We start from the raw sequence: 24,118 nt of genomic DNA on the forward strand, positions 1-24,118 counted from the left end.
ATTACCAGAATTTCAGGTTTTTCTTGACTGCTTCCCGCTTGAGCTCCTGAATGTGCTCGGTGAGCGGAATGTCCTTCGGACACACCTCGGTACAGGAGAACTGGGTCTGGCACCGCCAGACGCCGTGTTCCTGCTCGAGAATGCGGAGTCGGTGCTCTTTGATCTCCTCGCCCTCGCGGTCGTCCATGGCGAACTTGTAGGCCTTGTTGATCGCTGCCGGGCCCAGATACTCGTTGTCGCCGGCCGCGATGTTACAACTAGACATACAGGCGCCACACCAGATACACCGCGAGGACATCTTGATCTTCTCGCGGTTTTCCGGGCTCTGGCGCTGTTCGTCGAGGTCGTCGACCGGGGGCGTGTCCTCGTCTTGGAAGTACGGCTCGACCGTGTGCATCTGGTCGTAGAAGTGGTCCATGTCGACGACCAGATCCTTGACGACCTCCTGATGAGGTAGGGGCTCGATGCGAACCGGCTGCTCGAGGTCCGAGATCTGTGTCTTACAGCCCAGTCGCTGCTTGCCGTTGACGAAGAAGGCGTCGGAGCCACAGACGGCCTGTCGACAGGAGTGTCGGAAGGTAAGCGACGAGTCGTACTCGTCGCGGGCGTACATGACCGAGTCGAGGACGGTCATCCCCTTCTCGAAGGGGACGTGGAAGTCGTCGAAGCGGGGTTCTTGCTTGCCCTCGACTTCGGGGTCGTACCGGAACACCTTGAGGTGGACCGTCTCCCCCTCGAGTTCGGCCTTCTTTTCGGCGTGGTCGTCGACCATGCCACCGCCTTTCTGCTCTTCGGCGGCCGGCGACTCCGCGCCTTTCATCTCCGGATCTTCTGGTGCTTCCTGCGTTTCGGGTTCGGCTTGTTGTGTACTCATATCAGATCATCCCTCGCATCGTGAGTGCGACGTAGGTGCCCTGTGCGACGAGGGCGAGACTCGCGATGACCAGCACTGCCAGCACGACCTTCTTTTGGGTTCCCTCGAGGCCCTGATTGACCAGCGCGTTGTAGACGCCGTTGACGCCGTGGAACGTGGCGGTAATCAGGAACAGGACCATCGTCAGGAAGTACCCGATATTCTCCATTCGGGCCTGCGTGCCCAAGAAGGTTATCTCGTATGCGTGATTGACGAAGTGTAGGAGGAAGAAGTGGAAGGCGAGAACGACGACGAGAAACGCCGCCGTAACCCGTTGGAGGAACCAGCCGGTTCCGCCGGGCGTGAAAGAGGAGTATCGTTCCGCCATCAGATCCCCACCCCCGTCAGGAAGGTCGGGACGCTCGCGACGGTGATCGCACCCGTCAGTACCAGCGAGGCGTAGAAACTCTTGTCCTGTGCCTCGAGCCCGATGCCGAGATCGACCATCAGCAGACGGAGGCCGTTCAGGATGTGGAAGACAGCCACCGCGAGCAGGCCCACCTCGAGCAGTCGGATGAGGAACAGCCCCTCGAGCCCGCCGAGCGTCGTGGTGTAGACGTCCGTCTCGTTTGCGATTGCCGCTTCGTTCCCCGCTGCGCCGATTGAGGTGCTCAACACGGCGATGTGGGTAAACAGGTAGCCGATAAGGATCCACCCGGTGAACTTGTGGAAGATCCACGCCCACATGCCGGCCGAGAACTCCTTCCAGCGACCGAAGTCCTCGATGAGACCGCGATTGTAAGACTGACTCATGCGCTCATGTGGACCGTTTGACCGTGAGGGTATAGAAGTTACTTTTATCTCTCCTGTCGCGACTTCCGTACGAGCCGATATTTTCAGAACGAAATCTGTTTCCGCCGCGGATGCCCGAATCCATTCGGGACCCGGTTGCTGACTGTTTGACGACCGGCCGGTCAGTCGTTCCGGCGGAGTTCGGACCGCGAACTCTCCGTCGTCCGCTCGCGCTCCAAGGCGGTGAGCGTGTCGTCCGAGAGACCGACGAGGTGACAGAGCGGGTTCCCCGGATAGACGACCGGGTTCTCGAGGACGCCGACGATGAGTCCGGTAAAGGGGGCCTCGACGGTGACGATGTCTTCCTCTTCCTTGAACGGGTTCGTGATGGTACAGATCACTTCGCCCTTCTCGACGAGCGCACCGCGGCCACGTTTCATGTCGACGATGCCGCCGGCGTCGGCGCGGAGCCATGTCTTCTCGTTGTCGTCGTCGATGATGGTCCGCCAGCCGGGCCAGTGGACCGACGACTCCCGGTGGAGACCGAACTCGGCCAGCACGCTCGCGACGCCGGTGAGCGCGCGGTCGATCAATCGTCGTTGGAATCGGTGGGCTTCACCCATCTCGACGGTGATCGCGGGGATTCCGGCTTCGGTTGCCTCTCGTCGGAGCGTGCCCGAGGGACCCTCCCCCGCGATGATGACGTTAGAACTGAAGGCCTTGGCGAGTCGCCCCACGTCCGAGCGCTCCATGTTGGCCCGGACGTGGAGCATGTTCGTTCGCCCGCGCGTCGACGTATGGAAGTCGACCCCGAGGTCGCAGGGCTCGATGAAGTTCGTGAAGATCCGGTGGGCCATCCGTCTGGCACTGGTCGACCCCTCGCGGCCGGGAAACGACCGGTTCAGGTCCCGATCGTAGATCGGTAGGTACCGCTCCTGGGCGAGGAAGCCGGGGACGTTCATCACGGGCAGACAGACCAGCGTCCCGTGGAGCACGGAGTGGTCCCAGTCGTGGGCGACCTCGCGGACGACCTCGATCCCGTTGAGTTCGTCGCCGTGGGCCGCCGCCGAGAGGAAGACCGTCGGGCCCGGCAACTCGCCGTTGATTACCGTGACGGGAATCCTGACGGGGTCCCCGAGGTACGTCTCGCTGATGCCGTATCGGATGTTCGCCGACTCGCCGGGATCGACCCGACCGCCGTTGTACGTGAAGGGTTCGGCCGTCGCGTCGGAGCCGGACTGATCGGGCGGTTCGGTCGCCGCCACGTCGTCGCTCATATCAGGTTCTCCGGCGGCACCACCGTGAATCTTCTCCCTTCGATTCCGAACGGTGCCGTGTTTTACGCTCTCGAGCGGTTCCGTGCCACTTTTTTCGGCGACATCGCGTTTCGCTCGAACACCACTGATCAGTCGCTGGGACTGTGGGCATACGTTTTGTATCTGGCCGTGGTACGACACAGCATGGAGATTCGTGAGGCTACCAGTTCGGACACCGATGCGATTCGCTCGATCGCCCGCGACTCGCTCAGCTCCACGTATACGACGTTCCTCGCGGAGGAGACCATCGACGCCGCGATCGAGCAGTGGTACGGCGACTCGCTCACCGAGGAACTCGAAGACGACCGCGCGCTTTTCTTGGTTGTCGAACGCGACGGGGAGGTCGCCGGCTTCTCCCAGAGCGAGGTGGTCGGCCAGCAGTCGAAGACCGGACACCTCCTCTGGTTGCACATCCACCCGGACCACCGCGGCGACGCGACGGGCGTGCGACTGCTCGTCCGCACCCGGGAAGCGTTACTCAAGCAGGGGGCCGACGCCGTTCGGTGTTTCGTCCTCGCGGACAACGAGGGCGGCAACGAGTTCTACCGCGCCCACGGCTTCGAACGGGCCGGCCAGCGCGAGGTCGAGATCGGTTCGGAGACGTTCACCGAGAACGTCTACGTCGAATCCGGCCTCGAGGGCGACGACGAGTGGGGTGCGATCGACGAGGTGTCGGTCGACGGGGAGACGGTCTACGTGAGCTACGGCGAGGCCGCCCGCGGCACGCGGTCGCCGTTTTACACGGCCTACAAGAGCGCCGACCGACACGATCGGTACGCGTGGTTCTGCGGGAACTGCGACTCGATCGACAACGCGATGGACGCGATGGGGCGGATCGAATGCAACAGCTGTGGTAACCGACGGAAAGCGACCCGGTGGGACGCCTCGTACCTGTAGGTTCCTGTCGAAGAGTGATCGCGGTTCGAGCCGTCACACACTCGCTCTGTCTTGCTCTTCCTCGTTCTTCCTCGCTCTTTTTCTCTCACTCTCTCTCGAGGCGGTCGCTTCCGTTGCGAGACCGCGATGGGCCTCTCGTTCTCGCCCGTTTGTCTGTGAGCCACGGAGAGTCAGTTCGAAGCTAGTATCTGCTCAACCGCTATCTCATCTTTCCTCAGTAGTCACTCGAGCCGGAGTGACACGCTCGGTTACCTGTACGGCCGAATTTCGACCGTTTGAGTCGCATTACAGTCCGGTTCGTGCCCGTTCCCGTCGAACTGCCGAACTATCGGCCTCGTCGGAATCTGGTGACTATTTTCGCACTATCGCCGCTGTTGCCGTCGGTTTCGGACTGTTGCCCCCGCATTACAATTGATCGATCCCTCGAGTCACTGAGTACGTTGGTCGCTATCCGCTTCGCGTCGGACCGCCGCGAGTGTCCCGTCGGCCTCCATCTACTATGAACAGGGAAAACCACATCGTCAGCGGCTTCAAGGCAACGCTCGTCGCGCGCGCGGTCTATATGGGATCGAGCGCGCTGCTAATGTTCGTCCTGTCGCGGTACCTGCTCGAGCCGGACGGGTACGGTGCGCTGTACTGGGCGATCGGGGTGTTGACCATCGTCCAACTGTTCGCGGATCTCGGACTCAGCAAGTCCGTCGCCCGGTACATCTCGGAGTACCGCGAGTCGGATCCCGGGCAGATTCCCCACCTCATCGAGACGGTGATCACGGCCAAGATCGTCCTGCTCACGGTCGTCGGCTACGTCCTGTTGGTCTTTCACGAGCAGATCGCGATCGCGCTCGGCGATCCGGGCGCGGCCCCGTTTCTCGCCGCGGGCGTGCTCTATCTCGTCGTCTTCTCCGGAAGCACCTTTTCGCAGGTCGCGCTACAGGGCTTCAATCACCTCGGCTACAGCGCGATCGTTCAGGCGGTCAGCGGTGCCGGTCGGTTCCTCTTTGCCGTCGCCTTCGTCCTCACGGGACTCGGTGCGCTCGGTGCCCTCTTCGGCTACATCGTCGGCTACGCCATCGCGGCCGCCGTCGGATTGGCGCTACTTTACCACGGCTTCTACGCCCGGTACGACACGGCCGAAGAGTACGAGGACGGCCTCGCGCGCCGACTGATCGAGTACAGCATCCCGCTGACGGCGACCCGGAGCGCGAACGTCATTGACAAGCAGATCGACATCGTGCTGGTCGGCGTCTTCCTCAACCCAGCCGCGGTCGCGTTCTACACCCTCGCAAAGCAGATCACGGACTTCGTCCTCGCGCCGGCGGAGTCGCTCGGCTTTACCATCTCGCCGAACTTCGGCGAGCAGAAAGCCGCCGGCCAACTCGAGGAGGCCAGACGGATCTACGAGACCTCGCTGACGAACATCCTGTTGCTCTACATTCCGGCGGCGGTCGGCCTCGCGATCGTCGCGGAGCCGTTCCTGACGATGGTGATCGGGAACGAGTACGCGGGTGCGGTCCCCGTCCTGCAGGTGCTGGCTGGATTCGTCGTGTTGCAGGCGATTACGAACCTGACCAGCGACAGTCTGGATTACCTCGGCCGCGCCCGATCACGCGCCATCGCGAAGGGCGGGACGGCCGTCGCCAACCTCGGGCTGAACGTCCTGCTGATCCCGACGATCGGGGTCGTCGGTGCCGCGCTCGCGACGGTCGCGACCCACTCGGTGTACGTCGCGGTGAACCTCTACATCGTCCACACCGAACTCGGACTGAACGTCACACGGATCGCCCGCACGACCGGCCTCATCTGCGTGATCACGGGCGTGATGGCCGTCTCCGTGTTGCTCGTGACCCCGCTGGTCTCGAGTCTGGTCATGCTGTTCGGGGCGATTGCCGTCGGAGCGATCACGTGGGGGGTGCTCGCGGTGATGAGCGGGCTGGTCGACCCCGGGCAAGTGCGATCGGTTATCGGCTGAGATCGTCGCCCCTGCCGGCGATCCATTGGTCCGATCTGACTGAATGAACTGCCAATACTTATCCGACGGGTCGGCGTCTACTTCGTATGGCTGTTGCCGATCCCGTCACTGTCGGGGTATTGAGTCTTCATACGAGCAAGGAAACGAAAGCAATTCTCAACGCGGTCGAGGATCTCGGCCACGACAGCGAGTGGCTTCGTGCCGAGAACACGTCGATCAGCGTCCGCGACGGCAGCCCCGTTCTCGAGCCGGATGTCGACGTGATCGCGAACCGAATGCTGCTGTCGAACACCGAACAGCCCGCCGAGGAACTCGGGCTTGCAAATACGTTCGCCCAACTGGTACCGACACTCAACGAGCCGAATTCGGTGTTGACCGCCATCCACAAGCTCTCGACGGCGGCCGCGCTGGCGTCGAACGATGTGCGAACGCCCGACGTGACGCTCGCACTCAGCGGCGATAAGTTAAACGCCGCACGGGACCGCTACGGCGAGGAGGCCGTCTACAAGACCGCGATCGGGACCCACGGCGGCGGCACGTGGAAGGTCGGCCCCGACGACCCGATCAACGCGAAGGTGGGCAACCGGTACGCTTTCCTGCAGGAACTGGTCGATCAGGAGGACGTCCGTCACCGAGACCTGCGTGTCTACGTCGTCGGCGGCGAGGTCGTCGCCGCGATGTACCGCTACGCGCCGGACAACGACTGGCGGACCAACGTCGCGCTGGGCGGCTCCGTCGAGGACGCAACCGACGACCTCCCCGAGGAAGCCCGCGAGATGGCCCAGCGCGCGGCCGATATCATCGACCTCGACTACGCCGGCGTCGACCTCGTCGAGGGCGACGAGGGTTGGTTCGTCCTCGAGGTCAACCCGACGGCGGGGTTCAAGGGGCTCTACGAGGCGACCCAGATGAGCCCGGCACCCTACATCGCGAAACTGGCGATCGAGCGCGCTGGCGGCGAGGTCGACGACGACCGCGTCCGCGAAATCTCGAACGTTCTCGACGACTCTCGGCCGGCCGCCCAGCCGCCGGAGGCGATCACGGCGGACACGGAACCCGCGATCATCGGGTACACCGAAGAGGTCGTCCTCTCCGGGACGAGCGGCTCGAAGTCCGTCCTCGCGAAGTCCGACACCGGCGCGACGCGGACGAGCATCGATACCGGCCTCGCCGCGGACATCGGTGCCGGGCCGATCAAGTCCATTACCCGCATCCGATCGGGGAGCAGTAAGCAGTCCAAGAGCCGCCCCGTCGTCGATGTCGTCGTCGGCGTCGGCGGCAACCAACACACCGTCACCGCCAGCGTCGAGGATCGCAGTCACATGGACTACCCGGTCCTGCTCGGCCGTGACATCCTCGAGAACTATCAGGTCGATGTGAGCCGACGGATCGACAGCGACGCCGCCGATACGCCCGAAGAGGAAGAGGAGTAGTCGATCGAGCGGTCGACGGAGAGCGCGACGCCGTAATCTGTCAGCCGCCGTCGCCACTTCCGGTTACTTTATTGATCTGTTTTCCGAATGGTGACTCGCATGACAACGGTCCTCGCTTCCACCCTCTCCGAGACGCCGGTACTGGGCTCCGACGGGACGGAGATCGGCACGGTTTACAACCTGACGATGAACGTCGAGACCGGCAGGCTCGAGCGGATACTCGTTACCCCGGCGAACGACGATATTCGCGGGTTCAGCAGGAACGACGACGGCAAGCTCATCGTTCCGGCCAGCCGCATGAGCGATCTCGACGATTACCTGATCGTCGATCTGACGGACCGCGAATCGGACGGGTAGTCGACCGGCACGGCCGGCCGCCCCGTCTTCGATCGATGGCGACCGCTCGCTCCGAGACTCGAGGTCGAAGAGCGGTCAGTCGACAGTTTCGATGATCGATAGCCTGCGGTATCGATTTCCGCCATCACCGAACCGCTCGCACCCACCACGCTGTTTTCCACTATCGAAAATTTAGTGACCGAAACCCGAACATGAGGTTGCGATCGGTACATATATTATTCTCTAATTCGTTTGCCTACCTGTACGAACCATCCATGAGCGACAACAAACGGAAGCGAAATCACGAGTGGTGGCCGAACCAGTTGAAGCTGGACGTACTCGATCAGAACACCGAGACCGTCGGTCCCTACGACGAGGACTTCGATTACGCCGAGGAGTTCGAGAAGCTCGACCTTGAGGAGGTAAAGGCGGATCTCAAAGACCTGATGACGTCGTCCCAGGACTGGTGGCCGGCCGACTACGGCCACTACGGCCCGCTCTTCATCCGGATGGCCTGGCACAGCGCCGGGACCTACCGCACCACCGACGGCCGCGGCGGTGCCTCCGGCGGGACCCAGCGCTTCGCGCCGCTCAACAGCTGGCCCGACAACGGCAACCTCGACAAGGCGCGGCGACTGCTCGAGCCGATCAAGCAGAAGTACGGCCGCAAGCTCTCGTGGGCCGACCTGATCGTGCTCGCGGGCAACACTGCCCTCGAGTCGATGGGCATGCAGACGCTCGGCTGGGCCGGCGGCCGCGAGGACGAGTTCGAGCCCGACGAGGCCGTCTACTGGGGTCCCGAAAGCGAGTGGGAGGCCCCGCAGGACCAGCGAATCGACGAGAACGACGAGCTCGACGAGCCGCTGGGTGCCACCGTGATGGGGCTCATTTACGTCGACCCCGAGGGGCCCAACGGCGAGCCCGAGCCGCTCAAGTCGGCGACGCGGATCCGACAGGCCTTCGGTCGCATGGCGATGGACGACGAGGAGACGGCCGCCCTCATCGCCGGCGGACACACGTTCGGGAAGTCCCACGGTGCCACTGACGACGATATGGGTCCCGAGCCCGAAGCGGCACCGATCGAGGCCCAGGGCCTCGGCTGGACCGAGTCCGGCACGGGCTCCGAGACGACCACCAGCGGCATCGAGGGCGCGTGGAACGCGTGGCCGACCATGTGGGACACCTCCTATCTCGACAACCTGCTCGACTACGAGTGGGAGCTCACCGAGAGCCCCGCCGGCGCGAACCAGTGGCAGCCGGTCGAGGAGGAAGCCTACGACACCGTGCCGGACGCCCACGACCCGTCGGAGAAACACGCCCCCATGATGATGACGACGGACGTCGCCCTCAAGCGGGATCCGGAGTTCCAAGAGATCATCGAGAACTTCCGCGACAACCCGCCGGCGTTCCTCGAGGCCTTCGCGCGAGCGTGGTACAAGCTGATCCACCGCGACATGGGCCCGCCGGAACGGTTCCTCGGTCCGGACGTCCCCGAGGAGACGATGCTCTGGCAGGACCCGCTCCCCGACGCCGACTACGATCTGATCGGCGAGGACGAGGTCGCCGACCTCAAAGACGAACTCCTCGAGTCGGAACTGCCCCGCTCCCAGCTGGTCAAGACTGCGTGGGCGGCAGCCTCGACCTACCGCGACAGCGACAAGCGCGGCGGCGCAAACGGTGCTCGCATCCGCCTCGAGCCCCAGCGCAGCTGGGAAGTCAACGAGCCGGCGGAACTCGAGACGGTCCTCGAGACCTACGAAGGGATCCAGGAGGAGTTCAACGGTTCGCGATCCGACGACGTGCGGGTCTCGCTCGCCGACCTCATCGTACTGGGCGGTAACGCGGCCGTCGAACAGGCCGCGGCCGACGCCGGCTACGATGTCGAGATTCCGTTCGAACCCGGACGGACCGACGCCTCGCAGGACCAGACCGACGAGGAATCGTTCGAGGCGCTCAAACGGAACGTCGACGGGTTCCGGAACTACTTCGGCGGCGAGTACGACCAGCCGGCCGAGGACCTGCTGGTCGACCACGCCGACCTGCTCGATCTGACGGCATCGGAAATGACGGTGCTGGTCGGCGGCCTGCGCGCCCTCGACGCGAACTACCAGGGCTCCGACCTCGGCGTCTTCACCGACGAGCCGGAGACGCTGAGCAACGACTTCTTCGTGAACCTGCTCGACATGGGCTACGAGTGGGAGCAGGCCTCGGAGGGCGAGGAGATTTACGAACTGCGCGACCGCGAAACGGGTGAGGTCGAGTGGGAAGGGTCCCGCGTCGACCTCATCTTCGGCTCGAACTCCCGACTCCGTGCCATCGCGGAGGTCTACGCGAGCGAGGAGGAGACGTTCGTCGAGGACTTCGTCGACGCGTGGCACAAAGTGATGACCAACGACCGCTTCGACCTCGAGTAAGCCACTGAGCGGTCGCGACGGCACTGACCCACCGCCGGCTGGAAACTGCGTTCGCTGGGGCCGACCGTCGCCCGGTCGGAGCGCTCGACCGGTTTTCGCGTTACTCGCTGCGGATGACGACTTCGTCGTCCGTGATTTCGGTTATCTGTGATGACTCGACCGGGTAGTCGTCGTCACCGTGGCTGCCCCAGTCCAGTCGTGCCTTGAGCCGATCCGTCAGTCCGGGCTCCGGATCGACGTACGCGGTCTGGTCCTCGACTTCGGCGACCATGCCGATCTGTTGTCCGGACTCGTCGAGGACGGCTTTCCCCTGATCGTCCCGCGAGAGTTCGACCGCCGATGCGTCCATCGGCGTGTCCATCGCCTCGTCCGTCGTTCCTGTGCCGGCCTCGGTGGCGGTACTCGCCGTCGCTTCGCCGCCCATGGTACCGCCGGCCTCGGTCTCCATTCCAGCGGTTTCCGCGGCTCCGTACTCTTCGACGTCGATGATATCGCCTTCGAGCATGTCGCTGCGAACCACTTCGGACTCGATCAGTTCGGACTCCTCGAGGACGTAGGTCAGCAGCAGTTGCTCGTCCAGCTCTTCCTCGATCAGCCGCCGCTCGATGAGTTCGCTCTGGACGGTAGCGCCCTCGGTGCGCTGGCTCTGGATGACCTCTCGCTCGATCACCTCGTCGGTCGTCACGCTCGAGCGGACGACGTCGCTATCGAGGATCGATCGCTGGACGCTCTCGAGTTCGATGTTCGTCTCGACGACGTCGCTTTCCATCTCCTGATCTTGCTCGATATCGATGTCGACGACCTCGCTCTCGACAACGTAACGTTCGACCTCTTCGATGGTGTCGAGGCGGGTCTGGTCGACGGTCACCTCGATCATGTCGTCGGAGATGAACTCGGTCTCGACGATCTCGCGCTCGACGATCTCGGAGTCGACGATCTCGCGTTCGACCAGGTCCGTGTCGACGACCTCGCTCTCGATGGTGTCCGTCTCCACGACCTCCGTCTCGACGACCTGCGTCTCGACGATCTCCGTCGTCACCGTTTCACCTTCCTTGAGCGACTCCTCGAGTTCGTCCCGGCCGAGGTCGGCCCGCTCGAAGGCCTGCTCGCGCTCGACGACCTCGAAGAAGCCCAGCCCCTCGCCGGTCGGCTCCTCCTCGTGGTAGACGAAGACGAGGTCCTCGTCGTCGAACCGCTCTTCGAACTCGTCCCAGGAGTACTCCTCGTGGCTCTCGCCCAAATCGTCTCGACGGGTGAACGAGTGGCCGTGATCCTCGCTGTCCTGGATTCGGACCGGGACGGCGTCGCGGGCCTCCGCCCACTCCCTGATGCGTTCGGTGTCGGTGGTCATTCGCCGCTGGTTGGGTGTGTCCGGATCGGTCGGTGGTGTCTCGTTTGCCATCTCACTAGGCCTCCCGACCGACCAGTACTTGAGTCGGGCGGGCCATCCCGTCGGCTCAATAGCTCGTTTCTCGAGCCCCCGTTTCCGGCCTGCATACTCGGGTGTGTAATAGCGAATTAGCGAACGTGTCCGGCAGTTCCGCACCCGGCTTTCGGTCTCCAATACCGGATTACCCCACACGCGATAGTCGCGTGGAACCGGAACCGCCAGTTAATCGCGGTCTCGCAGGGTGAGCTACTCGGACTCGTAATCCGCCCAGAGGTATCGTGTGGCGACGCTGCGGTAGGGCCGCCACTGTTCGGCGACCTCGCGCATCTCCGCTCGAGTCATCTCCTCGCCGTCGCCGTACAACCCTTCGATCGCCCGACGGACGGCGAGGTCGCCGAGGGGCAACACGTCCTCGCGCTCCAAGACGAACAGGAGGTACATGCGCGCCGTCCACGGGCCGATGCCCTTGATTTCGGTGAGGGCATCGACGACCGCCTCGTTCGAGTGGTCGGCCAGCCCCTCCCGCGTGAAATCGTTCTCGCGGAACGCGCGGGCGGCGTTGCGCAGGTACTCGACCTTGCTCCGAGAGAGGCCGGCCCCGAGCAGCGCCTCGTCCTCCGCGTCTAACACCGCTTCGGGCGTCACCTCGCCGCGGAACAGTTCGAACACGCGGTCGCGGACGGCGGCGGCGCTCGCCGTCGATAACTGCTGATTGATGATCGAGATACAGAGCCGCTCGTACTCGTCCCAGTCCTGTTCGACGTACGGATCGTGTCGGTCGATGAGCTCCGCCATCACGGGGTCTCGACGCAGTTCGGTGTGTGCCTCCTCGAGCATTCGTGTCGGTATCGCGAGAAGGGCCCGGGGAAAGATAGGCGTCTCGGTCGACGGATCAGTCGGTGTCGGCGGTTCTCGTCTCCCTACTCTCGATGTCGCTCGTCGGGCAGGTCGGGCTCGAGGTTCGCCAGTCGCATCGCGTTGCTCGTCACGACCCACAAATCGGTTGGCCGGGAACGCGGTTCGCCGCACTCACGGCGAACCGCGTAACCCGGGGGAGGGCAGGCATTTCACCGAAACCCACCGCGAGCGAAGCCGAAGGCTGAGCGAGCGGGCCGACGACTGACTCGGAGCGAGCGGTTGCGCGGCGCTACGCGCCGCGAATAGACGAGCGGTGAAACCGCGAGTCAGCGAGCGGAGAGGAAGGAGGAGTGCTTTTGATCGAAATTTTACCGAGGGCCGCCCTCGGCAGCCCGCAGCGTAAAATTTCGGTTCTAGTCGTCTAAGAGCTCCCGCGCAATCACGTTCTTCTGGATCTCTGTGGTGCCCTCGTAGATCTGGGTGATCTTCGAGTCCCGGTAGAAGCGCTCGACGGGGAAGTCGTTGACGTAGCCGGCCCCGCCGTGGATCTGGACGGCCTCGTTGGAGACATCGACGGCGACGCGGGAGGCGTACTCCTTGGCCATCGAGGCGAGTTTCGTGATGTCGTTGCCCTGATCGACGTTCCAGGCGGCCTTGTAGGTCAGGTTGCGTGCGGCCTCGGTCTTGGTCGCCATGTCGGCGAGTTTGTGCTGGATGGCCTGGAACTCCGAGATGGACTGGCCGAACTGCTCGCGGTCCTCGGCGTAGTCCAGCGCGGCCTCGAGTGCGCCTCTCGCGATGCCGAGTCCCTGCGCGGCGACGCCGGTTCGGGTGGCGTCGAAGAACTGCATCTGCTGGAGGAAGGCGGCGTCGCGGTCGCCGACGAGGTTCTCCTCGGGGACGCGGACATCGTCGAAGATTAGTTCGGCGGTGTCGGAGGCGCGGATGCCGAGCTTGCCGGTGATCTTGTCCGCGGAGAAGCCATCGCGATCGGCCTCGACGATGATCTGGCTGAAGCCGTCGTAGCGGCTCTCGGCGTCGGGATCGGTCTTACAGAGCACGACGAAGAAGTCGCCGACGGTGCCGTTGGTGATCCACATCTTGTTGCCGTTGATCACCCACTCGTCGCCGTCCTTCTCGGCGCGGGTCGAAACCGAAGAGACGTCCGAGCCGGTGTCGGGTTCCGAAATCGCCGCGCCGGAGATCTTCTCGCCCAGCGCGACGGGCTCTAAGTAGCGTTCCTTCTGGTCTTCGGTCCCGAATTCGCGGATGGCCTCGGTCCCGAACGAACAGGCCATGATCGAGAGTGCGATGCCGGGGTCGTGGGAGAACAGTTCCTCGGCGATCAGCGCCGACTCGAGGGTGGAGTAGCCCGCTCCGCCGTACTCGATGGGGATCGAGGAGCCGACCAGTCCCATCTCGGCGGCTTCGTCGACGATCTCGTGGGGGAACTTCTCCTCGGTGTCGTACTCCTCGGCGTTGGGGACGATCTCGTTTTCGGCGAACCGACGGACCTCGTCGCGGATCTGCTGCTGTTCTTCGCTGAGTCCGAATTCCATGGACGATCGTTACTAACGGAGCGATAAAGAAGTTTGTAACCGCCGGTAAACAGAACTATCGTTTCTATGAGGGGAGAGGGAAACGTTGAAACGGGACCACATAGGATGATTGGGCATGGAACTCGAGGATATCAACACCGTCGCAGTTCTGGGTGCGGGCAATATGGGCCACGGGATCGCGGAGGTCGCCGCGATGGCTGGCTACGATGTGCACATGCGCGACATCAAAGAGGAGTTCGTCCAGAACGGCTACGAATCGATCGAGTGGTCGCTGGGCAAACTCGCCGAGAACGACCAGCTCACCGACGAGGAGGCAGACGCAGCCCTCGAGCGCGTGACGCCGCTGGTCGACATGGAGGAAGCCGTCGCGGACGCCGATTTCGTCATCGAGGCGGTCCCCGAGCAGATGGAGATCAAGAAGGACGTGTACACGGACCTCGAAGAGCACGCCCCCGATCGAGCGATTTTCGCGACGAACACCTCGAGTCTCTCGATCACCGAACTCGCCGGGTTCACGGAGCGACCGGAGCGGTTCTGCGGGATGCATTTCTTCAACCCGCCGGTGCGGATGCAGTTGGTCGAAGTGATTTCGGGTGCCGAAAGCGCCGAGGAGACCCTCGAGGTCACGGAAGCGTTCGCCGAGGATCTCGGGAAGACGCCGGTCCGAGTCCACAAGGACTCGCCGGGCTTCATCGTCAACCGCATTCTGGTGCCGCTGATGAACGAGGCCGCGTGGCTGGTCAGCAACGACAAGGCGACCATCGCCGAAGTCGACTCGACGACGAAGTACGACATGGGGCTGCCGATGGGCAGCTTCGAACTCGGCGATCAGGTCGGCAACGACGTCAGTTACCATGTCCTCGAGTACATGAACGAGGTACTGGGCGAGGCCTACGAGCCAGCCCCGCTGCTCGAGGAGAAAGTCGCAAACGAGGAACTCGGCAAGAAGACCGGGAAGGGCTTCTACGACTACGAGGACGGCGAGGGCGTCCAGATCCCGACCGACCAACAGTCGGAGTTCGTCAAAGAGCGGCTCCTCGCGACGATGGCCAACGAGGCCGCGAAGCTGATCGGCGGTGACGTCGCTCCGCCGGAATCGATCGACGAGGCCGTCCAGCTCGGTGCCGGCTTCCCCGACGGCCCGGTCAAACTGGTCGACGATTACGGCCTCGCGGCCCTCCACGAAACCCTCGAGGAGGCCTACGAGGCGACCGGCCACGAGCGCTACGCGCCTGACGAATTCCTCGCCGAGCGAGCCGACGCGGGCGGCTTCTACGAGTCGGCGGACGACGCCGATGGCGTCGACTTCGAGACGATCCGCCTCGAGTACCCCGGCGACTACGTCGGCCACATCGTCCTCGATCGGCCACACCGGATGAACACCATCAGCGACGAACTGCTCGAGGAGCTCTCGGCGGCGATCGAGCAGTTAGAGGAAGACGACGAGGTCCGCGCGCTCCTGATCACCGGCGAGGGCGAGAAGGCCTTCTCGGCCGGTGCCGACGTACAAAGTATGGCCGGCAGCGGGGCCGACCCGATCGAGGGCCAGGAGCTCTCGCGGCTCGGCCAGCAGACGTTCGGCGACCTCGAGGCCTGCGATATGCCCGTCGTCGCGGGTATCGACGGCTTCTGTCTCGGCGGCGGGATGGAGCTGTCGACCTGTGCGGACATGCGCGTCGCCAGCGAGCGCTCCCAGTTCGGCCAGCCCGAACTCGATCTCGGCCTCATTCCGGGGTGGGGCGGCACCCAGCGGCTCAAACACATCGTCGGCGAGGGTCGCGCCAAGGAGATCATCCTCACCGCCGAGCGCTACGACGCCGAGACGATGGCCGACTACGGCTTCGTCAACGAAGTCGTCGCCAACGACGACCTCACCGAGCGCGCCCTCGAGCTGGCGACCGACCTCGCCGGCGGCCCGCCGATCGCCCAGACGTTCACCAAGCGCGCGATGCTCGCCGGCCGCGACGACACGGAGGCCGGCCTCGAGTACGAGGCCTCCGCCTTCGGCCACCTGATGGCGACCGACGACCTGATGGAGGGCATCACGGCCTTCATGGAAGACGAGGAGCCGGAGTTCGAGGGCCAGTAACCGAGTCGAACTGAGCACCCAGCGATCGGATACCCGTTTGGACTGCGTTCGAATTTCGGTGTCTGTTCTCCCCCATATATCCGCTATTCGGCACAACATGAATACCGGATTATTGACACTTGGTCACGAGATTTATCACGAAGAGGTACCATTGGTGTCCCGTGGCTGTAATCGATGAAGAGAACGGAGGGGGTACCCGATGAGTGACGGGCCCGAGGTGCTCGTCGTCGACGACGAAGCTCGTCTCGCGGACCTGTTTGCCGCGTGGCTCCAAGACGAGCGTCCCGTCGCGACGGCGTACGACGGAGAGGAAGCGCTCGAGAAAATGACCGACTCCGTCGAGGTCGTTCTGTTAGACCGGCGGATGCCGGGACTGTCCGGCGACGAAGTCCTCGAGCAGATCCGCGACGATGGGTACGATACCCGGGTCGTCATGGTAACGGCGGTCGATCCGGACTTCGATATCATCGAGATGGGCTTTGACGATTACCTCGTCAAGCCGGTCTCGAAGGACGAACTCGTCGAGATGGTCGACGATGTCGCCGACCGCTCGGACTACGAGTCGGATATCCAGGAGTACTACGCGCTTGTCTCGAAGAAGGCGCTGCTGGAGTCCGAGAAGGCAGACCGCGAACTCGCGGACAACGAGGAGTACCAAGACCTCTGTGACCGCGTCGAGGAACTCGAGCAACGAGTCGACGAAACGGTCTCCGGGATGTCCTCTCACGACGACTTCGTCGGCGCGTTTCAGGACCTCCAGTCCGAGAACTAATCCGTCGTCTCGAACTCGAAGCGGGCCCCTCCGTCGTCGCTTTCGGTCGCGCCGACCGACCACCCGTGTCCCGTAGCTACTTCTCTGACGATCCAGAGTCCGATCCCCAGCCCCTCCGTCGACGACGATACCGAGGGATCGAAGAGGTTCCCGCGTCGGTCATCGGGGAGCCCCTCGCCGTCGTCTTCCACGAAGAAACCGCCGTTCGCGTCGCTTTCGTCCGTCTCGAGCGGCCCGACGCGAACCGTCTCGGTGGTTTCGCCGTGTTCGATACTGTTCCGGAAGCAGTTCTCGAGGAGTCGCAGCAGTCGCGATCGATCGGCCTCGAGCGTCCTCGTGCCCGTGACCGACAGCGTCGCGTCGGCCGTCGAGACGTGCTCCCAGGCCTCGCGCGCGGTCGACTCGAGGTCGACGGGGTCGGTGTCGGCCGCCCACTCGCCCTCGCGGGCGATCGCCAGCACGTCGTCGATGATCGACTCCATGCGGTCGAGTCCCTCGCGGGTCTTGGCGGCGTGGTCGGGGTCCCCGCTGTCCTCGAACAGGTCGAGATAGCCCTGTGCGACGCTCAGCGGGTTGCGGAGGTCGTGACTGACGATCCGCGCGAAGGCGTCGAGGCGCTCGTTGCGCTCGCGGAGTTGGCGTTCCCGGCGCTGCCGTTCGGTCACGTCCCGAAGCACGCCGACCGAGCCGAGGAACTCCCCGTCGGGAACGAGCACGGCGATCTGGGCCTCGCAGGGGATCGTCTCCCCCGGTTTCGTCTCGAGGGTCAACTCGAGGGTATCGGTGCTTCTCCCGGTCTCGAGAAGCGATCGAATGATCGATTCGCCGGCAGTGACATCCTCGCGGTCGAACAGGATCGAGGCGTGTTCGCCGAGCAGTCCCTCGCGGCTGTAGCCGGTGATCTCGACCAGCGCGTCGTTGACGGTCATGAAGTACCCCGATTCGTCGAGGACGTACATCCCGTCGCCAGCCGTCTCGACGAGGCGCTCGTACCGGTGGAGCGCTCGTTCCTGCTGTTCGTGCCGGCCGCGGAGGGCGATCGTCTCGAGGACGTGGGACGCCGCCGCGGTCGCGTCTCGAATCGCATCCCGCTCGCGCTCGGAGATCGTATCCGTCGCGTAGACGACGGCTACCCCGTACGGTTCGTCGCTCGTAGCGAGCGGTGCGACGGCGACCGACCGGACGCCGCGCTCGAACGCGAGGTCGCCGAACGGAACGGCGTCTCGATCGGCCTCGTCATACTGCGTAGTGTGGATGTCTCCGGTCCAGATGGCTCGCTCGAGCAGCGGCTGGTCGCCGCCGCCGACATCGAACGTTCGCCGGAGCGGCCACTCGGTGGTGTCCGTATCGGAGAGCCACGGGATGATCGCGCGTTCGCCTCGGTCGTACTCGCCGACCCACGCGAACGCGAATCGGTCGCCGTCGGTCAACTCCTCGCGGAGCACCCGCTCGACGGTGAGCGGCGACGTGGCGTCGACCAGCCGGCACCGAACGCGATTGACGAGGGTCGCGAGGTCGTCGGACCGATTCTCGAGAGCGTGAGCGCCCTCGGCGCGGGCTCCCAGGGCGGCGGTTTCAGTGCCGGTACCGGCCGCGACCGCGGCGTTCGGAACGGCGTCGGTTCGCTCGACGATCTCGTCTGCCAACCGCGCCGCGGAGTCCGTGTTGCCCGCTCGAGAACTGAGGTCCCCCACGACGGCACCCTCCTCGCCGTCGTCCGCCCAGTAGGCCATCGTCGGCGTCCCTGGAGTTTCGCGTTCGACGCCCTCGATGAGCGCCGGCACGTCCGCGACGGCGCTCGCGTCGATGATGACGGCGTCGATCGACTCTCGCTCGAGTCGCTCGATCGCCTCGGTGGGTCGCTGGGCGATGACGACATCGACGGGCGCGTCCGTCAGCGACAGCGTAATCGAGGCTCGCGTCGAGCGATCACTGCTCACACAAAGCACACGTGGCCGACTCATACCGGCCGACTCCTGATTCCCGACATCTCCATTGCGACAATTGGTCTATCGGGATACACGATACCAACAGTGATTGTTCTTTCGCCCAACCGGTACCGAACGGAAGAACGTAGTGGACGGTCCCCACTGCGGTGATTTCTGGCGTTCAGGGCGCTTGTCCGTAAATCAGATTGCGCTGGATCTCGTTTGCCCCCTCGTAGATCACCGGGATTCGCGCGTCGCGGAAGACGCGAGCGATCCGGCGCTCGTCTAAGACCGAGCGGCCGCCGTGGAACTGCATCCCCTGCTCGGAGACATCGACGGCCGTCTCGGTCGCCTTCGTCTTCGCCATCGCGGCCCAGTAGCCCGCATTGTCCTCGGTTGCGACTTTCTCCCGGGCGCGCCACGTGAGCGTCCGAGCGCTCTCGAACTCGACCAGCATGTCGGCGAGGCCGTGTTGGACCGACTGGAAGTCGCTGATCGTCCGCCCGAACTCCTCGCGGTCGTGGGTGAACTCCCACGCTTCCTCGATGGCGGCGGCGGCGATGCCCAGTCCGTGACCGGCGACGGCGATGCGGCCGTGATTGAAGAAGTCCGCCAGCAGCATGAAGCCGTCTCCCTCGCTGCCGATTATGTTCTCCTCGGGGATCCGGCAGTCATCGAACTCGATGTGTGCCTGCTTCGAGGCGCGCATCGCCATCTTCTCGGGGATGTGTTCGGCCTCGTAGCCGTCGGTGTCGGTCGGCACGATGAACATCGAGTGATTGCCGTAGCGGTTGTCCTCGTCGTCGCCGGTACGGGCGTAGAGCGTGATCCAGTCCGCCTCAACGCCGTTGCCGATCCAGTACTTCTCGCCGTTGATGACGTACTCGTCGCCGTCTTTCTCGGCCGTGGTCTGCATCCCTGCGAGGTCGCTGCCGGTATCGGGCTCCGACACCGCGAGCCCGGAGCGCTGCTTGCCCTCCGCGACCGGACGGATGTACTCCTCACACTGCTCGTCGGTGCCGTGCTCGTAGGTGATCTCGCAGCCGAAACTCGCCAACTGCAGGGTCAGCGCGATCCCCGCGTCGGCCCGGTAGAACTCCTCCGTCATCGCGAGCAACTGGGCCAGGTCCAGCCCCCGTCCGCCCCACTCCTCCGGGATGTCTTGGGCGACGAGGTTCGCCTCCCGGCCGGCCTCGAGGATCTCCTCCGGATACTCCCCCGACTGGAAGTACTCCTGGGCGTTGGGTTCGATGTGTTCGCACGCGAACTCGCGGGCTTCGGCTTTGATCTCGCGTGCGTGCTCCGGGACGATGCTGTCGTCGAGTAGTTCCATGTCTCCTCTCACGGACGCTCGGTGGAAATAGTCGGGGGACAATATCGCAACCCGCGACGGACTTCAGCGGGCCGAGCCGCGCTGTCCCGCCCGCCGCTATCGAACCATCCGCACGAACTCCGCCAGCGAGTCCGCCGCGTCGGCGTGTCCCTCGAGCAGATAGATATCCCAGACGAGATCGGCCAGGAGGTGCACGTAGAGGACGGCTCCGGTCACGATCGCCAGCGGGACGCTGGCCAGTGCGATCGACGGGACAACGACCCCGGCGATGACAACGTGGCTCAGCAGTCGCGAGAGGACGCCGACGTCTCCGGGATCGAAGATTTCGGACTGATCGGTCGCCGCTGTGCCGGGATTGGCCAGACAGAACCGAACGGCGTCCCAGTCACCGGTCTTGAACCGGGCGATGAGGAAGTGATCCAGATCGATGAAGACGCCGACTGCGGTGCCGTAGGCGACGACGATCGCGGCGGGGACGGCGTAGCCGAAGAGAGATATCGGAGCGAGTGACGCGGTCAGGAGTCCGGCGACGACGACCGACACGGCCGCGTGGTGTTTCGAGTAAATCGGGGCTCACCTACGGACGACGTGTACGCGGTTCCACTAAACCGTCCCGCCGCTTTTCGATTCGGCGGACAGCAGTTATCCGCCAGTGATCGCGTCCGTCCGCGAAAACCACCCCACCACAGCCTCGAGCCCGCGCCGGATCAGCCGGCGAACCCGGAGAGCAACCACTCGTCGCCGTCGCCCTCGTCGTCGGCGATACTCGGCGCGCTCACGAGGACGAAGGCGCTCTCGCGGTCGCCGTTGCGGATCTGGCGCGTCGATTCGGGCGGGATCCACAGCGCGTCGCCGGTCTCCATCGCGACCGGCTCGTCGTCGACGACGACCGTCGCGTCGCCCTCGATGAGGACGTACACTTCCTCGTGTGCGTTCTCGGTGTGGTCGTGGGGTTTGCTGTTCCAGCCGGGATCACACCGAGCCACCGTGACCCCCACCTGCTCGGTCTCGAGCGGATCGCTGAGAAAGTGCATCGCGCTCGAGACCTGCTCGACCTCCTCGTAGTTGACTTTCCGGTATGACATGTGTCCCCATTCGGGGGGACGACAGTAAAACTACGCGTTCCGTTTCGGTCCGTGGTATTTCGTCGGCGGGCAACCTGCGATTCGTGAGATTCGACCGAGCGGCGGCGCTACTCCTGTGCGAGCGGATTGAAGCTGTCGACCGGGATGACGGAGTAGTCGACGGTCAGCGCGTCCCTGGTCGCCCGAATCTTCCCGACGAAGGTCGAGATGTCCTCGAGTTCGCCCTCGAGGACGAACAGTTCCATGCAGTAGTGGTCGCCGACGTGGCTGTGGAAGTTCGAGGCGACGAGGTCCTCGTGTTGATGGCGCAGGTGCATCATCCGCTCTTCGACGCTCGTGGTCTCGTAGTCGAACAACACCGTGACGATCCCCATGAGATCCCGGTCCTCGAGTCGGGTGTCCTCGAACTCCCCGAGGAGGTTGCGCGAGGCTTCCCTGACGACTTCGCTCCGACCGGTGTAGCCGTGTTCCTCCGAAAACTGATCGAGTCGCTCCAAGAGTTCGTCCGGCATCGAGACGCTGACGACTGCCATATAATAACTCGGTGGGCAGAATCTATTAAGGATTGCTATCGGTTGGGCAAACGCGATCCGACTCGACAGCCGGTTCCCTCTCCCGAATTTCGGCAGTTCATGGCTCGCGTTTGATGAATTTGACCGAATCGAAACTGCTATTGCGGTTGTCTCTAGCCGTCATGATATGTCACGGGGAGTGTCTCGACGGGAGGCCATCGCGACGATCGGGATCACCGCGGCCACGGGCGGGTGTCTCAGACCCGAATTGGGGGAGCCGAACTCGCCGAACGCGTCGGAAGCGACGGACGACACGGTCCCGCCGACCCGGACCGATCCGCCCGCGGTCGAGGACCCGTGGACGTTCCGCGGACGGGCCGGAATGGCGACACCGCCCACGCTGGCCGGCGAACTGCTTTTTGTCGGAAGCGTCGATAACTCGCTCTACGCGCTCGACGCTGCTAGCGGCGAACAACGGTGGTCGTTCGATGTCGGCAGCGAACCCCGACTCGTCCGCGTCGCCGGCGACGAGGTGTTCGTCACTACTTCGCGCGAAGTCTACGGCCTCGACGTCGGCTCCGGGGAGGAACGGTTCCACGCCGACGTCGGTGCCAACTTGTCGCGACCGGTCGTGACCGACGACACGATTTACGCGGCCGACGACTCGACGTTCTACGCGCTGGACCGCAGTGACGGGAGCGAGCAGTGGTCGTTCCGTGGAAAGGGGACGTTGGGGTACGGTGCGGCCGAACGCGACGGGATCATTGTCACGACCGATCAGGGAGACGTTGACAGGTTGCCAAACGACGTCAGCACCGTTTACGGACTCGACACCGAGTCCGGCGAGGTGCTGTGGGAAACGCCGGTCGAGAACGATGCCCTGATCTCCGAGGTCGCATTCGGTGACGGCGTCGCCACGGTCGCCGGCCGATACGGGTTGGTGGCGGGGTTCGACGCGGAGACGGGTGCGGTCGTCTGGGAACACTCCGTCGAAAAGAGCGGAAACCATCCGCAGACCCCGATCACCGCTCGAGGGCGCGTCTATTTCACTGTTGGCGCGACGACGTACGCGCTCGAGCAAGACACGGGAGCGGTCGTCTGGGAGGCTCGCGGCGGTGGGAGCGACGTTCGGCATCGCGACGGACGGATCTACGTCGCACCGAACGGACTGATCGTCCTCGGGTACGACGCCGACGACGGCCGAACGCTGTTCGAGCAGCAGCTGGATCCGCGAATGGAGACCCGGCCGCCGGCGATCAGCAGCGCCGCGATCTATTACGTCGACGGCGGAGTTCAGGCGGTACCGCGGGACAACGAGGTGCAAGCGCAATGACGGCGGACCGCGACGCAGACGACGATTCCGAATCCGACGTGCGAGATCGGTACCGCCGTCGAACGGCGCTCGGAACGATGGCGATCGGACTGTTCGCCGGCTGCCTCAACTTGCGGGAGGAGTCCGAGCAGGGCGACCAGTCGGACGGCAACGCGACGGAACCGACGACCGAAACCGACGATCAGCCCGACGGGCCGACGTTGGAGACGGCCCCCGCGTACGGTCTCGAGGAGCGCTGGCGCGCGGCGCTCGAGACGGGTACGATCACGGACATTGCACAGGCGGGTCGGGACGGACCGCTCTTCGTGGGAGGTGGCGATTCGGCCACCGTCGCTCGGCTCTCGCCGTCAAGCGGAACGCGACGCTGGACCCGCTCGCTCGAGGCACCCCTTGCGAACGGGCGGGCAATCGAACCGTCGCCGTCCGGCGACGTCATCGCGGCCGCGACCGAGTCCGGAACCGTTCGACTTCTCGACGCCGATGACGGTGCCCCCCTGTGGGACTCCACGGCGACCCATACCGCGTCGATTTCCCTCTCGGTGGGGTCGGAGTCCGTCATCGTGCTCTCGGACACGACGGACGACGAAGGCGGTGCAGTCACCGCATTCGACCGAACCACGGGACGCCTCGAGTGGCGAAACACGAAAGACGACTTCCTCGAGATTGACGACTCGCCGGTGTTGCTCTCGTCGGCCTCCGCGCCGATCGACGGCTGGGTCTTCGTCGCGGGGTGGAACGGAAGCTACAGGATCTCGATCGACGACGGAACGATCGATGACGAGGAGTTCCGCGCCGCGTCGAACGGATGGACTATCGACGGCGATCGACTGTATATGGCCTCAATGGAGGGCATTAACGCGGTGGACCTCCCCGCGTTCGACCGCCGCTGGCGCGCGGAGTCGCTCGGTCGTGCCAACCGACGGCCCACGGTCGCCGGCGACGCCGTCTACTTCGCCGCCGAGAACGACGGCTACTACGCGGTCGACGCCGAGACCGGGGATCGCAACTGGCGGGCTCGGTTCGTCGCGGCCGGTCGCGCTCCGCTCGAGCCCGCCGTGACCGCCGAGACCGTCTGGGTGACCGACCGCGAGCAATCGGTGTACGGGCTCGACCGGGCGACCGGTGAACTCGACGGCGTCCAAGAGTTCGAGACCGAACACGCGTCGGTCGAGGAGCTTCGAGAGCGGCGCGACGCGATTCTCGTCCTCGTTTCGGGCGAACTCAGCGCCTTCGAGTTGCCCTGAGCGAC

At 64.4% G+C, this 24,118-nt stretch carries 21 protein-coding genes; 9 read left to right on the forward strand and 12 right to left on the reverse strand.

Going from position 1 to position 24,118, the window contains the following annotated elements; all coding sequences use genetic code 11:
- Position 1: 1 nt before the first annotated feature.
- From C489_RS03740 to C489_RS03755, 4 genes are all read right to left on the reverse strand, one after another.
- The gene (locus tag C489_RS03740) at positions 2–874 is read right to left on the reverse strand and encodes a succinate dehydrogenase/fumarate reductase iron-sulfur subunit (RefSeq protein WP_006429807.1); all 873 of its coding nucleotides are present in this window, start codon (positions 872–874) and stop codon (positions 2–4) included.
- A gap of 1 nt (position 875) precedes the next feature.
- On the reverse strand, positions 876–1,241 hold the full coding sequence (locus C489_RS03745; protein ID WP_006429808.1) for a succinate dehydrogenase hydrophobic membrane anchor subunit: 366 nt from the start codon (positions 1,239–1,241) through the stop codon (positions 876–878).
- On the reverse strand, positions 1,241–1,666 hold the full coding sequence (gene sdhC / locus C489_RS03750) for a succinate dehydrogenase, cytochrome b556 subunit (RefSeq protein ID WP_006429809.1): 426 nt from the start codon (positions 1,664–1,666) through the stop codon (positions 1,241–1,243). The genes C489_RS03745 and sdhC overlap by 1 nt, the downstream gene beginning before the upstream one ends.
- A gap of 161 nt (positions 1,667–1,827) precedes the next feature.
- Positions 1,828–2,922 (reverse strand): succinylglutamate desuccinylase/aspartoacylase family protein, encoded by a 1,095-nt coding sequence (locus C489_RS03755; RefSeq protein WP_006429810.1) that lies wholly within the window; start codon positions 2,920–2,922, stop codon positions 1,828–1,830.
- Between the two features lie 183 nt (positions 2,923–3,105).
- Here C489_RS03755 and C489_RS03760 point away from each other — a divergent pair, with 183 nt between their 5' ends.
- The 5 genes from C489_RS03760 (at position 3,106) to katG (ending at position 10,010) form a co-directional block, all read left to right on the forward strand.
- The gene (locus tag C489_RS03760) at positions 3,106–3,858 is read left to right on the forward strand and encodes a GNAT family N-acetyltransferase (RefSeq protein ID WP_049890562.1); all 753 of its coding nucleotides are present in this window, start codon (positions 3,106–3,108) and stop codon (positions 3,856–3,858) included.
- 499 nt (positions 3,859–4,357) lie between these two features.
- Complete coding sequence (locus tag C489_RS03765; RefSeq protein ID WP_006429812.1) at positions 4,358–5,827, forward strand: flippase; 1,470 nt, start codon at positions 4,358–4,360, stop codon at positions 5,825–5,827.
- 86 nt (positions 5,828–5,913) lie between these two features.
- Entirely contained in the window at positions 5,914–7,260 is a 1,347-nt protein-coding gene (locus C489_RS03770) for a RimK family alpha-L-glutamate ligase (protein WP_006429813.1), read from the forward strand.
- 99 nt (positions 7,261–7,359) lie between these two features.
- Positions 7,360–7,617, forward strand: a complete 258-nt coding sequence (locus tag C489_RS03775) for a PRC-barrel domain-containing protein (protein ID WP_006429814.1) — start codon at positions 7,360–7,362, stop codon at positions 7,615–7,617.
- A 254-nt stretch (positions 7,618–7,871) separates the two neighbouring features.
- A complete protein-coding gene (gene katG, locus C489_RS03780) occupies positions 7,872–10,010 on the forward strand; it encodes a catalase/peroxidase HPI (RefSeq protein ID WP_006429815.1) in 2,139 nt (712 codons plus the stop codon).
- Positions 10,011–10,110: 100 nt separating this feature from the next.
- Here the strand turns inward: katG and C489_RS03785 are convergent, their stop codons facing one another.
- The 3 genes from C489_RS03785 to C489_RS03795 all read right to left on the reverse strand — a co-directional run bounded on the left by C489_RS03785 (position 10,111) and on the right by C489_RS03795 (position 13,817).
- On the reverse strand, positions 10,111–11,412 hold the full coding sequence (locus C489_RS03785) for a hypothetical protein (RefSeq protein ID WP_006429816.1): 1,302 nt from the start codon (positions 11,410–11,412) through the stop codon (positions 10,111–10,113).
- Between the two features lie 234 nt (positions 11,413–11,646).
- Positions 11,647–12,237: a DNA-3-methyladenine glycosylase family protein gene (locus C489_RS03790; protein WP_006429817.1), complete on the reverse strand. Its 591-nt coding sequence runs from the start codon at positions 12,235–12,237 to the stop codon at positions 11,647–11,649.
- 434 nt (positions 12,238–12,671) lie between these two features.
- Entirely contained in the window at positions 12,672–13,817 is a 1,146-nt protein-coding gene (locus C489_RS03795) for an acyl-CoA dehydrogenase family protein (RefSeq protein ID WP_006429818.1), read from the reverse strand.
- Between the two features lie 115 nt (positions 13,818–13,932).
- On the opposite strand from C489_RS03795, the gene C489_RS03800 reads away from it, so the two are divergent.
- Positions 13,933–15,906: a 3-hydroxyacyl-CoA dehydrogenase/enoyl-CoA hydratase family protein gene (locus C489_RS03800; protein ID WP_006429819.1), complete on the forward strand. Its 1,974-nt coding sequence runs from the start codon at positions 13,933–13,935 to the stop codon at positions 15,904–15,906.
- Between the two features lie 199 nt (positions 15,907–16,105).
- Positions 16,106–16,678, forward strand: a complete 573-nt coding sequence (locus tag C489_RS03805) for a HalX domain-containing protein (protein WP_006429820.1) — start codon at positions 16,106–16,108, stop codon at positions 16,676–16,678.
- Here C489_RS03805 and C489_RS03810 read toward each other — a convergent pair.
- The 5 genes from C489_RS03810 to nikR form a co-directional block, all read right to left on the reverse strand.
- Positions 16,675–18,642, reverse strand: a complete 1,968-nt coding sequence (locus C489_RS03810; RefSeq protein WP_049890564.1) for a receiver/sensor box histidine kinase — start codon at positions 18,640–18,642, stop codon at positions 16,675–16,677. The two genes, C489_RS03805 and C489_RS03810, sit on opposite strands and share 4 nt — an antisense overlap.
- A 145-nt stretch (positions 18,643–18,787) precedes the next feature.
- Positions 18,788–19,939 (reverse strand): acyl-CoA dehydrogenase family protein, encoded by a 1,152-nt coding sequence (locus C489_RS03815; RefSeq protein WP_006429822.1) that lies wholly within the window; start codon positions 19,937–19,939, stop codon positions 18,788–18,790.
- A 96-nt stretch (positions 19,940–20,035) separates the two neighbouring features.
- Positions 20,036–20,482, reverse strand: coding sequence for a hypothetical protein (locus C489_RS03820; protein WP_006429823.1), 447 nt, complete (start codon positions 20,480–20,482; stop codon positions 20,036–20,038).
- A gap of 164 nt (positions 20,483–20,646) precedes the next feature.
- Positions 20,647–21,024 carry a cupin domain-containing protein gene (locus C489_RS03825; protein ID WP_006429824.1) on the reverse strand — a complete coding sequence of 126 codons (378 nt, stop codon included), beginning with the start codon at positions 21,022–21,024 and terminating at the stop codon, positions 20,647–20,649.
- Positions 21,025–21,131: 107 nt separating this feature from the next.
- Complete coding sequence (nikR, locus tag C489_RS03830; protein WP_006429825.1) at positions 21,132–21,557, reverse strand: nickel-responsive transcriptional regulator NikR; 426 nt, start codon at positions 21,555–21,557, stop codon at positions 21,132–21,134.
- Positions 21,558–21,723: 166 nt separating this feature from the next.
- On the opposite strand from nikR, the gene C489_RS03835 reads away from it, so the two are divergent.
- On the forward strand, positions 21,724–22,869 hold the full coding sequence (locus C489_RS03835; protein WP_049890567.1) for an outer membrane protein assembly factor BamB family protein: 1,146 nt from the start codon (positions 21,724–21,726) through the stop codon (positions 22,867–22,869).
- Positions 22,866–24,113 carry a PQQ-binding-like beta-propeller repeat protein gene (locus C489_RS03840; RefSeq protein WP_006429827.1) on the forward strand — a complete coding sequence of 416 codons (1,248 nt, stop codon included), beginning with the start codon at positions 22,866–22,868 and terminating at the stop codon, positions 24,111–24,113. Before C489_RS03835 ends, C489_RS03840 begins: the two co-directional genes overlap by 4 nt.
- Positions 24,114–24,118 lie beyond the last annotated feature (5 nt).

The sequence above is a fragment of the Natrinema versiforme JCM 10478 genome (genome assembly GCF_000337195.1).
In the GTDB taxonomy this organism is placed as follows: Archaea; Halobacteriota; Halobacteria; order Halobacteriales; family Natrialbaceae; genus Natrinema; species Natrinema versiforme.